Raw genomic sequence first — 14,121 nt, 5'->3', positions numbered from 1 at the left:
TAAGCAGGATTCCCACAATTCATAAGCAGCACTACATCCAATAGCGAAGAGATTCGCGCTGGTGCTACATGGTCCGCGGACCGATGCTCGATCCATGCGTCCCGTACACACCGCACTCGCCGTGCTCGTCGCCGCCGTCTGGGGTTTCAACTTCGTCGTCATCGAGATCGGACTCGACCACTTTCCGCCCCTGTTGCTGTCCGCCCTCCGGTTCCTGGTCGCCGCCCTCCCCGCGGTGTTCTTCGTCGGCCGCCCCAAGGTGGCCTGGAAGTGGGTGCTGGGCGTCGGCCTGGCGCTGGGGATCGCGAAGTTCGGACTGCTCTTCACCGGCATGGACGCCGGGATGCCGGCCGGCCTGTCCTCCCTGGTGCTGCAGGTCCAGGCGGTGTTCACGGCCGTGTTCGCCGCCGTGGTGCTCGGGGAGCGGCCCGGCCGGGTGCGGGTGCTCGGGATGGCGGTGGCGCTGGCCGGGATCGGGGTGGCCGCCGTGGACGAGGGCGCGTCCGGGCCGGTGCTGGGCTTCACCCTGGTGGTCGGCGCCGCCGTCTGCTGGGGGGTGTCGAACGTGCTGACCCGCAGGGCCGCCCCGCCGGACGCGCTGAACTTCATGGTCTGGGTGTGCACCGTGCCGGTGCTGCCGCTGCTCGGGCTCTCGCTGCTGCTGGAGGGGCCGGACCGGGACCTGGCCGCGCTGCGGGCCCTGGACTGGTCCGGGGTGGGCGTCATCGCCTACGTGGCCTGGATCTCCACCGTGTTCGGCTTCGGCGCCTGGGGGTACCTGCTGCGCCGCTACCCGGCCACCTCGGTGGCGCCGTTCTCGCTGCTGGTGCCGGTCTTCGGGATGTCCTCGGCGGCCCTGGTGCTGGGCGAGGGGGTGTCCGGGCTGCGCTGGGCGGCGGCGGTGCTGCTGGTCGGCGGGGTCGCGCTGACCTCGCTGGCGCCCGTACGGCCCGTACGGTCCGCCGGGGTGCGGGGGGTCAGCGCGGGGAGCCCTCCTGCAGCGGCAGCCGCCAGTCCTGGCCGGTCAGGGTCACTCCGTACGAGCGATGCTCCTTCTCGGCGATGAGGGTGAACCCGGCGCGCTGGTAGAGGGAACGGGCCGAGGCCAGCACGTCGTTGGTCCACAGCACCAGCTCGCGGTAGCCGACCGAGCGGGCGAACTCCACCACCGTGTCCACCAGCAGGGCGCCGATGCCGTGGCCGCGGGCCTCCGGCTCCACCAACAGCAGGCGCAGCCGCGCCGTGCCGGGCGCCCCGTCCTCCCGTACGCACATCACCGAGCCGGCCGGCCGGCCGTCGAGCTCGGCGATCCACACCCGCTCCAGGTGCGGGTCGTGGTCCTGGGCGAAGTCGGCGACGATCCGCGCGACCAAGCCCTCGAAGTCGGTGTTCCAGCCGTACTCGGCGGCATACAGCGCGCCGTGCCGCTGGACGATCCAGCCCAGGTCGCCGGGCTCCGGATCACGGAGCAGCACCTTCTCAGCCATGGGGCAACTCTAGGCGGCCCGTACGGCGGACGTCACGGGCGGAAACGCGACGTCTGCGGGGTTTTGGCGGCACCTTGGGTCACGGAAAAATAAATCTCCGAACCGGCGTGCAACCGTCTGCCCGGGTCGTGGGTCATATGTTGCGTCGGCACTTCCGGGGAGGGATCCGGGGGGATCGGGAAGTCCGGCACGGGAGGGGTAACCGTGAGGGGGTCCGGCCATCAGGCCGGGCCCCCTTGGTGTTGTCCACAGGCAGGACGGGCTGTCGGCCCGCGACGGTAACGTCGTGCCATGTCCAACATGGCAGTGCTCGAAGGGGTGCTCGAGCGGATCACGTACGCCAACGAGGAGAGCGGCTACACCGTCGCCCGGGTCGACACCGGCCGCGGCGGTGCGGACCTCCTCACGGTGGTCGGTGCGCTGCTCGGCGCGCAGCCGGGGGAATCGCTGCGGATGGAAGGCCGCTGGGGCTCCCACCCGCAGTACGGCAGGCAGTTCACCGTGGAGAACTACCGCACCGTGCTGCCGGCCACCGTCCAGGGCATCCGCCGGTACCTCGGCTCCGGTCTGATCAAGGGCATCGGCCCGAAGATCGCCGACCGGATCGTCGAACACTTCGGCACCGCCACCCTGGACGTGATCGAGGCCGAGCCGAAACGGCTCATCGAGGTGCCCGGCCTCGGCCCCAAGCGGACGAAGCTGATCGGCGCCGCCTGGGAGGAGCAGAAGGCCATCAAGGAGGTCATGGTCTTCCTCCAGGGGGTCGGCGTCTCCACCTCCATCGCGGTTCGCATCTACAAGAAATACGGGGATGCCTCCATCTCGGTGGTGAAGAACCAGCCCTACCGGCTCGCCGCCGACGTCTGGGGCATCGGCTTCCTCACCGCGGACCGGATCGCCCAGGCCGTCGGGATCCCGCACGACAGCCCCGAGCGGGTCAAGGCCGGCCTGCAGTACGCCCTCTCCCAGTCCACCGACCAGGGCCACTGCTTCCTGCCCGAGGAGCGGCTCATCGCCGACGGGGTGAAGCTGCTCCAGGTGGATACCGGGCTGGTCATCGAATGCCTGGCCGAACTCGCCTCGGACGAGGAGGGAGTGGTCCGGGAGCCGGTGCCCGACCCGGAGGGCGGGCCGCCGCTCACCGCGGTGTACCTGGTCCCCTTCCACCGGGCCGAACTGTCGCTGACCGGGCAGCTGCGCCGCCTGCTGCACGCGGAGGAGGACCGGATGCCGGCCTTCCGCGACGTGGACTGGGACAAGGCGCTGGGCTGGCTTGCCGGGCGGACCGGGGCCCAGCTCGCCCCCGAGCAGCGGGACGCGGTGAAGCTGGCGCTGACCCGCCGGGTGGCGGTGCTCACCGGCGGGCCGGGCTGCGGGAAGTCCTTCACCGTCCGCTCGATCGTGGAGCTGGCGCGGGCCAAGAAGGCCAAGGTGGTGCTCGCCGCGCCCACCGGGCGGGCCGCCAAACGGCTGGCGGAGCTGACCGGGGCGGAGGCCTCCACCGTGCACCGGCTGCTGGAGCTCAAACCGGGCGGTGATGCGGCGTACGACCGGGACCGCCCGCTGGACGCGGACCTGGTGGTGGTCGACGAGGCCTCCATGCTGGACCTGCTGCTGGCCAACAAGCTGGTCAAGGCGGTGGCACCGGGTGCGCACCTGCTGCTCGTGGGCGATGTGGACCAGCTGCCCTCGGTGGGTGCCGGGGAGGTGCTCCGGGACCTGCTGGCCGAGGGCGGGCCGGTGCCCGCGGTGCGGCTCACCCGGATCTTCCGGCAGGCCCAGCAGTCCGGGGTGGTGACCAACGCCCACCGCATCAACACCGGGCTGCCGCCGCTGACCGACGGGCTGCCGGACTTCTTCCTGTTCGCCGAGGAGGACACCGAGGAGGCAGGCCGGCTCACGGTGGATGTCGTCGCCCGCCGGATTCCGGCCAGATTCGGCCTGGACCCGCGCCGGGACATCCAGGTCCTGGCCCCCATGCACCGGGGCCCGGCCGGCGCCGGCACCCTCAACGGCCTGCTCCAGCAGGCCATCACCCCGGCGCGGCCGGAGCTGCCGGAGAAGCGGCTCGGCGGGCGGGTGTTCCGGGTGGGGGACAAGGTCACGCAGATCCGCAACAACTACGAGAAGGGGGCCAACGGGGTCTTCAACGGCACCGTGGGGGTGGTCACCGCGCTCGACCTGGACGAGCAGCGGCTGACCGTGCGCACCGACGAGGACGAGGAGGTGCCGTACGAGTTCACCGAGCTCGACGAGCTGGCGCACGCGTACGCCGTCACCATCCACCGTTCGCAGGGGAGTGAATATCCGGCGGTGGTGATCCCGGTCACCACCGGGGCTTGGATGATGCTCCAGCGGAACCTGCTGTACACGGCGGTGACCAGGGCGAAGAAACTCGTCGTCCTCGTCGGGTCCCGTAAAGCCCTTGGCCAGGCTGTGCGTACGGTTTCCGCAGGCAGGAGGTACACGGCGGTGGCTCCCAGACTGTCCGGCGGCATACCGGTGGGAAACATCACCTAGATGATCGATCATCTAGGGTTTCGGCAGCGGCGTGGAGGGGGCAGGATGGGCGGGTTGGCGGCACTCAGTGCCGTCAGAAGCACCAAAGGCCGACCCCGAGTGCACTCTCCTGCGCCAAATGGGGGAAGGTAGAGGAAGTCAGGGCACCTCGAAGAAGAGGCACTACGTCGGTGAGGGATGACGTGAGCGACAACTCTGTAGTACTGCGGTACGCGGACGGTGAATACACCTACCCGGTGGTCGAGAGCACCGTCGGTGACAAGGGCTTCGACATCTCGAAGCTCCGGGCTCAGACCGGGCTGGTCACCCTGGACAGCGGCTACGGAAACACCGCCGCCTATAAATCCGCGATCACCTACCTCGACGGCGAGCAGGGCATCCTGCGCTACCGCGGTTACCCGATCGAGCAGCTGGCCGAGCGGTCGACCTTCATCGAGGTCGCCTACCTGCTGATCAACGGGGAGCTGCCGACCGTCGACCAGCTCGCGTCGTTCCGCAACGAGATCACCCAGCACACGCTGCTGCACGAGGACGTCAAGCGGTTCTACGACGGCTTCCCGCGCGACGCGCACCCGATGGCGATGCTGTCCTCCGTGGTCAGCGCGCTGTCCACGTTCTATCAGGACAGCCACAACCCGTTCGACGAGAAGCAGCGCCACCTCTCGACGATCCGGCTGCTGGCCAAGCTCCCGACCATCGCCGCGTACGCGTACAAGAAGTCGGTCGGCCACCCGGTGGTCTACCCGCGCAACGACCTCGGCTACGTCGAGAACTTCCTGCGCATGACCTTCTCCGTGCCGGCGCAGGAGTACGAGCTCGACCCGGTCGTGGTCAACGCGCTCGACAAGCTGCTCATCCTGCACGCGGACCACGAGCAGAACTGCTCGACCTCCACCGTCCGCCTGGTCGGCTCCTCGCAGGCGAACATGTTCGCCTCGATCTCGGCCGGCATCAGCGCGCTGTGGGGCCCGCTGCACGGTGGCGCCAACCAGTCGGTGCTGGAGATGCTCGAGGGCATCCAGGCCTCCGGCGGCGACGTCGACAGCTTCATCCGCAAGGTGAAGAACAAGGAAGACGGCGTCCGCCTGATGGGCTTCGGGCACCGCGTCTACAAGAGCTTCGACCCCCGGGCGAAGATCATCAAGGCGGCGGCGCACGATGTCCTCTCGGCCCTCGGCAAGTCCGACGAGCTGCTCGACATCGCGCTCAAGCTGGAGGAGCACGCGCTGGCCGACGAGTACTTCGTCGAGCGCAACCTCTACCCGAACGTGGACTTCTACACCGGCCTGATCTACCGGGCCATGGGCTTCCCGACCGAGATGTTCACCGTGCTCTTCGCGCTCGGCCGGCTGCCCGGCTGGATCGCCCAGTGGCACGAGATGATCAAGGAGCCGGGTTCCCGCATCGGCCGCCCGCGCCAGATCTACACCGGCGAGGTCCTGCGCGACTTCGTCCCGGTCGAGGCCCGCTAGGTCTCACCGCCTGGGTCTCACCTCCCGCGGGCCACGGTCCGCGGCTCTCTCCGCACAGAGAAAAGCGCCCCGCCGCCGATCCCCCCACGGGTCGGCGAGCGGGGCGCTTTCCGTTCCCCGGAACGGATTCCCCCCACGGGACCCGAACCGAGGCGTTCAGTGGTCTGCCGGGACCCGTACGGGTCAGGAGGGCCGCTCAAAGCTCCCCGTGGGCACGTGCCCCGGCCGGCTGATGCCCGGATGTCCCCCAAGACCTCCGCCAAACGTCCCCCAAGACGTTCCTGGCATCGCCCCATTAGACCCACGAAGACCCCGAATGGTTACGTTGGCATCAATGTGATCTGCGTCTCCCGTGAAGGACCTGTGTGCAACCGGAGGAGGTGACCCTAGCGGAACGAGCGCAGCCGCAGGCTGTTGGTCACCACGAAGACCGAGGAAAAGGCCATCGCGGCCCCCGCAATCATCGGATTGAGCAGGCCGGCGGCGGCCAGCGGCAGGGCGGCCACGTTGTAGCCGAAGGCCCAGAAGAGGTTGCCCTTGATGGTGGTGAGGGTCCGCCGGGAGAGCCGGATCGCGTCCGCGGCCACCCGGAGGTCCCCGCGGACCAGGGTCAGGTCGGCGGCCTCGATGGCCGCGTCGGTGCCGGTGCCCATGGCGAGGCCCAGATCCGCCTGGGCCAGGGCGGCGGCGTCGTTGACCCCGTCGCCGACCATGGCGACCGTACGGCCCTCCGCCTGCAGCCGCTCGACCACGGCCACCTTGTCCCGGGGCAGCACCTCGGCAATGACCTCCTCGATGCCCACCGAGCGGGCCACGCTGTCGGCCACGGCCTGGTTGTCACCGGTCAGCAGGACCGGGGTGAGACCGAGGGCGCGCAGCCGTACGACCGCTTCGGCGCTGGTCTCCTTGATGGCGTCGGCCACGGTCAGCACGCCGCGCGCGGTGCCGTCCCAGGCCACCAGTACGGCGGTGGCGCCGGCGGCCTCCGCCGCCTGCCGGGCCGTCAGGAGCTCCGGCGGGAGGGAGACGCCCCGCTCGGCGAGCAGCTTCTCGCGCCCGGCCAGCACGGTGTGGCCCTCGACCCGGCCCTGCACGCCGATTCCGGGGAGGCTGCTGAACTCCGCCACGGCGGGCAGCGCGCCGACCCGGTCGGCGGCGCCGGCGGCGACGGCCCGGGCGATGGGGTGTTCGGAGGCGTGTTCCAGGGCACCCGCCAGTCGCAGCAGTTCCTCCTCCGCCACCCCGTCGGCGGGGTGCACGGCGAGCAAGGTCATCCGGCCGGTGGTGACGGTGCCGGTCTTGTCGAGGACGACGGTGTCCACCGCGCGGGTGGATTCCAGCACCTCCGGGCCCTTGATCAGGATGCCGAGCTGGGCTCCGCGGCCGGTGCCGACCAGCAGGGCGGTCGGGGTGGCCAGGCCGAGGGCGCAGGGGCAGGCGATGATCAGGACGGCCACGGCGGCGGTGAACGAGGCGGCCGGGTCGTCGGTGGCGAGCAGCCAGCCCACCCAGGTGCCGAGGGCGATCAGCAGCACCACGGGCACGAACACGGCGGAGATCCGGTCGGCCAGCCGCTGCACCTCGGCCTTGCCGTTCTGGGCCTCCTCCACCAGGTGGGCCATCCGGGCGAGCTGGGTGTCGGCGCCGACCCGGGTGGCCTCGACGACCAGCCGGCCGGAGGCGTTGACGGTGGCGCCGGTGACCGGGTCGCCGGCCGTGACCTCGACGGGTACCGACTCGCCGGTGAGCAGGGAGACGTCCACGGCGGAGGAGCCCTCGACCACGGTGCCGTCGGTGGCGATCTTCTCGCCCGGGCGGACCACGAACCGGTCGCCGACCGCGAGGGCGTTCACGGGTATCCGCACCTCGGTGCCGTCGCGCAGCACCGCCACGTCCTTGGCGCCCAGTTCCAGCAGGGCCCTGAGGGCCGCGCCCGCCTTCCGCTTGGAGCGGGCCTCCAGGAGGCGGCCGAGCAGGATGAAGACGACGACCCCGGCCGCGACCTCCAGGTAGATGGCGTCGGTGCCGTCCGCCGGGGCGGCGGTGAAGTCGAAGCCGTGCCGCATCCCGGGCATTCCGGCGTGGCCGAAGAACAGCGCCCAGAGGGACCAGGCGAAGGCGGCGAGGGTGCCGACGGAGACCAGGGTGTCCATGGTGGCGGCGCCGTGCCGGGCATTGGTCCAGGCGGCCCGGTGGAAGGGCAGCCCGCCCCACACCACCACGGGGGCGGCCAGGGTGAGGGAGAGCCACTGCCAGTTGTCGAACTGGAGGGCCGGCACCATCGCGAGCAGTACGACGGGGGCGGCGAGGACCGCCGAGACCAGCAGCCGCTGCCGGAGCGCGGCGAGCTCGGGATCGGTCCGGTCCGGGGAGGGGGAGGCCGGTTCCGGTTCGGCGGCCGGGGGCGGGGGCTCCGCGGCCGTGTAGCCGGTCTTCACCACGGTGGCGATCAGGTCGGCGACCTGTACGTCCCCCGTGACGGAGACCCTCGCCTTCTCGGTGGCGTAGTTCACCGAGGCGGTGACCCCGTCCATCCGGTTGAGTTTCTTCTCGATACGGGCCGCGCACGAGGCGCAGGTCATCCCGCCGATGGTCAGCTCCACCTCGAGGGTGCTGCTCATGGTCCGGCTCCAGAGAGAGGGCCGGGCCGTGCGGGACCAGTGTCAGCTGGCCGGCACGGCCCGGCGGGGTACTGCGGAAGAGGAGGGGGTCAGCCGGCGGCGAGCTCGTAACCGGCCTCGTCGACGGCCGCGCGTACGTCGTCCTCGGCGAGCGGGGCGTCGGAGACCACGGTGACCTCGCCGGTCGCGGCGACGGCCTTGACCGAGCTGACGCCGGCGAGGGCGGAGATCTCGGCGGTCACCGCGCCCTCGCAGTGCCCGCAGGTCATGCCGGTCACCCGGTAGACGGTGGTGGTCTGGGTGTCCGTCTCGGCGGTCATGTCGTTCTCCTCTTCGGGGCGTGTGCCATCGGCCGGCAGGACCGGGTGCCACTCCACGGTCCTCCCTTCACCCACAGAGTATACCCCTAGGGGGTATTAAGGGGATCTTCTTCCTCGATTCCCGGTCGAATTCGGTTCGGGTGTCGGCTCAGGCGTCGGCTCGGCTGGGCGCGGGTGTCCGTTCCCGGCCGGAGGGGTGGGTCAGGGAGCAGTCGGAGTCGTGGTGACCATCGGCTCCAGGTAGCGCAGCAGGACGCTCTTCAGCTCGGCGACGTAGGCGGCGCGTTCCGCGCCTTCGGTTGCGAGGATCAGGTCCAGCGAGGACTTGAAGATGCCCAGGATCATGTTGGAGGTGAGGTTCAGCTCGGCGTTCGTGGCGTCCGGGCAGAAGGTCCGCAGGACGCCCTGAACCCGGGTCAGCAGGCCGTCGTGCAGGGCCTCGTGGCCCTGGGTGATGCCGGGGACCCCAGAGCCGTGCATCAGCGCCCAGAAGGCCGGGTTCTCGCAGTTGAAGGCGATGACGGGGTCGAGGACGGCGTCCAGCAGTTCGGGCAGCGGCTTGCAGAGGTTCTCCGGCAGGAAGGCCTGGCCGTGCATCTCGTTCGCCCGCTGGAGCAGCTGGCCGCCCAGCTCCACGGCGATCGCCTCCTTGTTCGGGAAGAACTGGTAGAGCGTGCCCGGAGAGACCCCGGCCTCCTTGGCGATCGAGTTGGTGCTGGCGGCGGCGTAGCCGTTCTTGCAGAACACCCCGGCCGCGGCCTCCAGGAGCTGGGCGATCCGGCGCTCCCCGCGGGCCTGGCGGCGCGGGGTGGCGGACGTACGGGCGGCCGGCTTCTCCTGGCGCTCCTGGCGCACGGCGCATCCCCTCCTTCTCAAGGGTGATTGACAAACGCGAGACATCACTCGCATTCTTGGGAAACGCGAGCGACTGCTCGTGTTTGCCAGTGTATTTCGTCTGGCAATCACGGTGAAGGGGACACCGAGTCATGCCTGAAGTCAAGAAGACGCCGAGGGGGTCGGGGGAGGGCGCCTTCACCCGCTTCGTCACCGCCCGGCCGCGCCTGTCCCTGCTGCTCGCCCTGCTGGTCACGGCCCTGGCCGTGGTGGCGGGCAGCGGGGTGGCCGACCGGATGGGGAGCGGCGGCTGGGAGGACCCGGACGCCCGGTCCGGCTATGCGGCGAGGGCGCTGGAGCGCGAGTTCCCGGCCTCCCAGCCGAACCTGCTGCTGCTGGTTCAGGCCCGGCCGGAGGTGGGCGGGGCCGGGGTCGACGACCCGGCTGTCACGGCCGAGGCGGACCGGCTGACCGCGCGGCTCGCCGCCGAGGTGCAGGTCACCGGAGTCGGTTCGTACTGGCAGACCAAACTGCCGGCGCTGCGCTCCGAAGACGGCCGGCAGGCGCTGATCTCCGCCCGGGTGCTGGGCGACGAGAAGACCGCCACCGAGGTCCTCGACCGGATAGCCCCGCAGTTCGAGGGCGTGCACGGACCGGTGGAGGTGTCCCTGGGCGGACCGGTGGCCGTCCAGCGCGAGATCACCACCACCATCCAGGAGGACCTGCTGCGCGCCGAGCTGATCGCCCTGCCGGTGACCCTGGTGCTGCTGGTCCTGGTCTTCGGCAGCGCGATCGCCGCCCTGCTGCCGCTCGGCGTCGGCATCATCGCGATCCTGGGCACCAACGCGGTCCTGCGCGGGCTCACCGAGTTCACCGAGGTCTCGGTCTTCGCCATGAACCTCACCACGGCGCTCGGTCTCGGCCTGGCCATCGACTACGCCCTGTTCATCGTGCGCAGGTTCCGGGAGGAGCTGGCGGCCGGCCGGGAGCCGGTGGCGGCGGTGGGGGCCACCCTGCGGACGGCCGGCCGGACGGTTCTCTTCTCCTCGCTGACCGTCGCGGTCGCCCTCTCGGCGATGCTCCTCTTCCCGATGTACTTCCTGCGCTCCTTCGCCTACGCGGGCATCGCGGTCGTCCTGATCGCGGCTGCCGCCGCGCTGGTCCTGCTGCCGGCCGCACTGGTCCTGCTGGGGGAGCGGGTCAACTCCCTGGAGCTGCGGCGGCTGTGGCGGCGCGGCCGGCCCGCCGGGGCGCCCGACGGCGGGGAGGGGCGGGGCTGGGCCCGGTCCGCCGCGCTGGTGATGCGCCGGGCCCCGCTGTTCGCCCTGGCCACCACCATCGGGCTGCTGCTGCTCGGACTGCCCTTCCTCGGGGTGAAGTTCGGCACCGTCGACGACCGTCAGCTGCCCAAGACCGCCGCGTCGCACCTGGTGCAACAGGAGATCCGGGACGGCTTCCCCGGCAGCCCCGGGGCCGGACTGGTGGTCCTCGCCGAGGGCAAGGCGAGCACCTCGGAGTACGAGGGATACCGGGCCAGGCTGGCCGACCTGCCGGGCGCGGTCCGGGCCGAGGGGCCGGTGACCTCCGGGGAGTACGCGTACTTCACCGTCCTCGGCGAGGGCGAGGCCGTCGGACCCCAGACACAGGACCTGGTGGCAGAGGTCCGCGGGGTGGAGGCGCCCTTCGACACCGCGGTGACCGGACAGGCCGCCGTCCTCGTCGACGCCCAGGACGCCATCGCGGAGAAACTGCCCTGGGCGCTCGCCCTGATCGTGGCGGCCACCCTGCTGCTGGTCTTCCTGCTCACCGGGAGCGTGCTCATACCCCTGCAGGCGGTGCTGCTGAACGCACTCAGCCTGACGGCGATGTTCGGCGCGGTGGTGTGGGTGTTCCAGGAGGGCAACCTCTCCGGATTCCTCTCCTTCACCGCCACCGGGGACATCGAGACCACCCTGCCGGTGCTGATGTTCTGCATCGCCTTCGGCCTCTCCATGGACTACGGGGTGTTCCTCATCTCCCGCATCAAGGAGGAGTACGACCGCACCGGCGACCACGAAGGGGCGGTCCGTGCCGGACTGGCCCGGACGGGCGGGCTGATCACCGCGGCGGCCGTGATCCTGGCGGTGGTGATGGTCGCCATCGGCACCTCGCGGGTGACCAACACCAAGATGCTGGGGCTCGGGATCGCGCTGGCCGTGCTGATGGACGCGATGGTGGTGCGGAGTCTGCTGGTGCCGGCCGTGATGAAGCTGACCGGGCGGGCCACCTGGTGGGCGCCGGGGCCGCTGCGCCGGCTGCACGAGCGCTTCGGACTGAGCGAGGGAGAACCGGCGGCGGTACCGGCGGAGCCGGCGAAGGTCCCTGCCGGGGTCGGGTGACGGAGGCGGGCGGCGGAGGCGGGACCGGCCGGGCCCGCCTCGGCCGGCCCGGCCTGTTCACTCGCGGCGGCCCCGGTTTCCGGGCCGCTGCGCCACCCAGGCGCGGATCGTGTCGGCGTACCAATAGGGCTTGGCGCCCTCCACATGGTCGGGCGGGGGGAGCAGCCCGTGCTTCCGGTAGGAGCGCACGGTGTCGGGCTGGACCCGGATGTGGGCGGCGATCTCCTTGTACGACCACAGTTTCCGGTCGATCATGGCACACCTCCTTGTCCACGCCCCAGGAGCGGCCGGGAGGCCGTCGGGGGAGCCGGAGCGCGGACGCTGACGATCACTCGCGTTGTGCCAGGAGAACGATTCGCGGTGAAGGCAGGGGAGGGGCTGTCGAATGGCTGTGACGGAAGACCCGCGTGATGCGGACATGTGTGACGAACCCCTGACCCCTGTGACAGAAGCGGCACAGGGGCCGGGCGGGGCGTCAGCGGTACAGCGGAGGCCGTTCGGCCAGGTCGACCGCGGTCCGGGTACCGGTGCGGCGGGCGGTCAGCCCTGCCTCCGACACGGCCGCCGCCGCGTAACCGTCCCAGGCGTCCGGGCCCGCCACCCCGCCTCGGGCAGCCGCGGCCACCCACCGCCGCAGCTGCCGGTCGTAGGCATCGGCGAACCGCTCCGTGAAGTCCTGCACGATCTCCCCGTAGCGGCGGCCCGCGGACTGCACCACCATCGCGTGCCCGTCACCGATCCGGGCGCTGCCGGCCTCGCCGACCGCCTCGCACTGCACCTGGTAGCCGAACCCGCAGTTGACGAAGATCTCCACGTCGACGATCGCGCCGCCCGCGGTCTCCAGCAGCACCAACTGCGGATCGTCCAGCCCCCGCGGGGCGGCGGAGCTCGGGGCCGGGGAGAGCACGGACACCGCCGTGATCTCCTGCCCGAGCAGCCAGCGCGCGGCATCCACCTCGTGCACCACCGAGTCGCTGATCAGCATGTCGCTGGTGAAGAACGACGGGGAGGACGCATTGCGGTGACGGCAGTGCAGGAACAGCGGTCGCCCGATTCCGCCCGCGTCCAGCAGTTCCTTCAGCCGCTCGTACTCGGTGTCGAACCGGCGCATGAACCCCACCTGGATCCGGCGCCGGCCCAGCCGCTGCTCCGCCTCCACGACCCGCAGGGCGCCCGCCGGGTCAGGGGTCAGCGGCTTCTCGCACAGCACCGGAAGATCCCGCTCCAGCGCTGCGAGGAGGAGCTCCTCGTGGGCCGGCCCCGGAGCGGCGATCAGCACCGCCGCCACCCCGGGCGCGGCCAGTGCGGCCATCGGGTCGGTGTGCGCGCTCGCCCCCTCCAGGCCGGCCGCGATCTCCTTGACCCGGTCGCCGTCCGGGTCGGCCACGGCGACCACCCGGGCACCGCCGACCGAATGCCCGATCCGCCGGACATGGTCGGCGCCCATCCGCCCCGTACCGATGACGGCTATGCCGAGTGTGCTGGTCACGACCGGATCCTCCTCAACGGGCGCCACAGGAGCGCAGATAGGCCCGGGTGCGCCGGGCGATGGGCAGCGGCCGGTCCGGCGGGCAGGGGTACATGTCCTGCTCCACGATCGCGAACAGCTCGGTGCCCAGCTTCTGGGCGGCGGCCAGCACCGGCTCCAGCGCGGGCACCCCGGAGGGCGGCTCGCACATCACCCCGCGCGCCACCGCCGGACCGAACGGCACCTCCTCCGCCACCACCTCGGCGAGGATCCGCGGATCCACCTGCTTGAGGTGCAGATAGCCGATCCGCTCCCCGAAGGTCTCGATCAGCTCCACGCTGTCCCCGCCGCAGTAGGCGTAGTGGCCGGTGTCCAGGCAGAGCGCGACCGCCTCCGGGTCGGTGGCGTCCAGGAAACGGCCGACGTTCTCCGGGGTGTCGATGTGGGTGTCGGCGTGCGGGTGCACCACGATCCGCAGCCCGTACCGGTCCCGCACCTCGCGGCCCAGCCGCTCGGTCTGCCGGGTCAGGTCCCGCCACTGGTCCACGGTCAGCTTGCGGTCCTCCAGCAGGGCACCCGTCTTGTCGTCCCGCCAGAAGGAGGGGATCACCACCAGGTGCTCCGCGCCCACCGCCCGGGTGAGCGCCGCCACCCGCGACACGTGCTCCCAGGTCTGCTCCCACACGGCGGGACCGTGATGGAGTCCGGTGAAGACGGTGCCGGCCGAGACCCTCAGCCCGCGCTTCGCCGTCTCCTCCGCCAGCAGGTCCGGATCGGTGGGGAGATAGCCGTACGGGCCGAGCTCGATCCACTCGTACCCTGCGTCGGCGACCTCGTCGAGGAAGCGCGACCAGCCGGTCTGCTGCGGGTCGTCGGGGAACCACACCCCCCAGGAGTCCGGTGCCGAACCGACACGGATACGGGTCAACGCGGGCGGGGAGGACGTCATAACGGCCACCTTAGGCTGCATCGCTCGTGGAGACTGGAGGACTTGACAGTGACGACCGATCCGACCGATCCG

10 protein-coding genes and 1 pseudogene are annotated in these 14,121 nt (G+C 71.2%); 4 read left to right on the top strand and 7 right to left on the bottom strand.

The window, feature by feature from the left end; genetic code table 11:
- Positions 1-94: 94 nt before the first annotated feature.
- Positions 95-1,066, top strand: a complete 972-nt coding sequence (locus tag ABT123_RS13530; RefSeq protein WP_351312906.1) for an EamA family transporter — start codon at positions 95-97, stop codon at positions 1,064-1,066.
- Here the strand turns inward: ABT123_RS13530 and ABT123_RS13525 are convergent.
- A pseudogene (locus ABT123_RS13525) lies at positions 978-1,490 on the bottom strand (GNAT family N-acetyltransferase); the annotation flags it as partial. The gene ABT123_RS13530 and the pseudogene ABT123_RS13525 overlap by 89 nt on opposite strands.
- A gap of 288 nt (positions 1,491-1,778) precedes the next feature.
- Between ABT123_RS13525 and recD2 the strand changes: the two are divergent.
- Positions 1,779-4,007, top strand: coding sequence for an SF1B family DNA helicase RecD2 (gene recD2 / locus ABT123_RS13520; RefSeq protein WP_351312905.1), 2,229 nt, complete (start codon positions 1,779-1,781; stop codon positions 4,005-4,007).
- Between the two features lie 182 nt (positions 4,008-4,189).
- Entirely contained in the window at positions 4,190-5,479 is a 1,290-nt protein-coding gene (locus ABT123_RS13515; protein WP_150207560.1) for a citrate synthase, read from the top strand.
- A 386-nt stretch (positions 5,480-5,865) separates the two neighbouring features.
- Here the strand turns inward: ABT123_RS13515 and ABT123_RS13510 are convergent, their stop codons facing one another.
- The 3 genes from ABT123_RS13510 to ABT123_RS13500 form a co-directional block, all read right to left on the bottom strand.
- Positions 5,866-8,100 (bottom strand): heavy metal translocating P-type ATPase, encoded by a 2,235-nt coding sequence (locus ABT123_RS13510; protein WP_351312902.1) that lies wholly within the window; start codon positions 8,098-8,100, stop codon positions 5,866-5,868.
- An 89-nt stretch (positions 8,101-8,189) separates the two neighbouring features.
- Positions 8,190-8,420: a heavy-metal-associated domain-containing protein gene (locus tag ABT123_RS13505; protein ID WP_351312900.1), complete on the bottom strand. Its 231-nt coding sequence runs from the start codon at positions 8,418-8,420 to the stop codon at positions 8,190-8,192.
- A gap of 201 nt (positions 8,421-8,621) precedes the next feature.
- A complete protein-coding gene (locus ABT123_RS13500) occupies positions 8,622-9,275 on the bottom strand; it encodes a TetR/AcrR family transcriptional regulator (protein ID WP_351312898.1) in 654 nt (217 codons plus the stop codon).
- Positions 9,276-9,406: 131 nt separating this feature from the next.
- On the opposite strand from ABT123_RS13500, the gene ABT123_RS13495 reads away from it, so the two are divergent.
- The gene (locus ABT123_RS13495) at positions 9,407-11,632 is read left to right on the top strand and encodes an MMPL family transporter (protein WP_351312897.1); all 2,226 of its coding nucleotides are present in this window, start codon (positions 9,407-9,409) and stop codon (positions 11,630-11,632) included.
- Between the two features lie 57 nt (positions 11,633-11,689).
- On the opposite strand, the gene ABT123_RS13490 is transcribed toward ABT123_RS13495, so the two are convergent.
- From ABT123_RS13490 to ABT123_RS13480, 3 genes are all read right to left on the bottom strand, one after another.
- On the bottom strand, positions 11,690-11,887 hold the full coding sequence (locus tag ABT123_RS13490; protein WP_351312895.1) for a helix-turn-helix transcriptional regulator: 198 nt from the start codon (positions 11,885-11,887) through the stop codon (positions 11,690-11,692).
- Positions 11,888-12,107: 220 nt separating this feature from the next.
- Complete coding sequence (locus ABT123_RS13485; protein ID WP_351312893.1) at positions 12,108-13,121, bottom strand: Gfo/Idh/MocA family protein; 1,014 nt, start codon at positions 13,119-13,121, stop codon at positions 12,108-12,110.
- A 13-nt stretch (positions 13,122-13,134) separates the two neighbouring features.
- Entirely contained in the window at positions 13,135-14,049 is a 915-nt protein-coding gene (locus ABT123_RS13480; RefSeq protein ID WP_351312891.1) for a sugar phosphate isomerase/epimerase family protein, read from the bottom strand.
- Between the last annotated feature and the right edge of the window lie 72 nt (positions 14,050-14,121).

The organism is Streptomyces sp. NPDC002054 (assembly GCF_040296685.1).
Classification (GTDB): Bacteria; Actinomycetota; Actinomycetes; order Streptomycetales; family Streptomycetaceae; genus Streptomyces.
The sequence above is the reverse complement of the archived record's forward strand: the minus strand, read 5'-3'. Positions and strand labels throughout refer to the sequence as shown.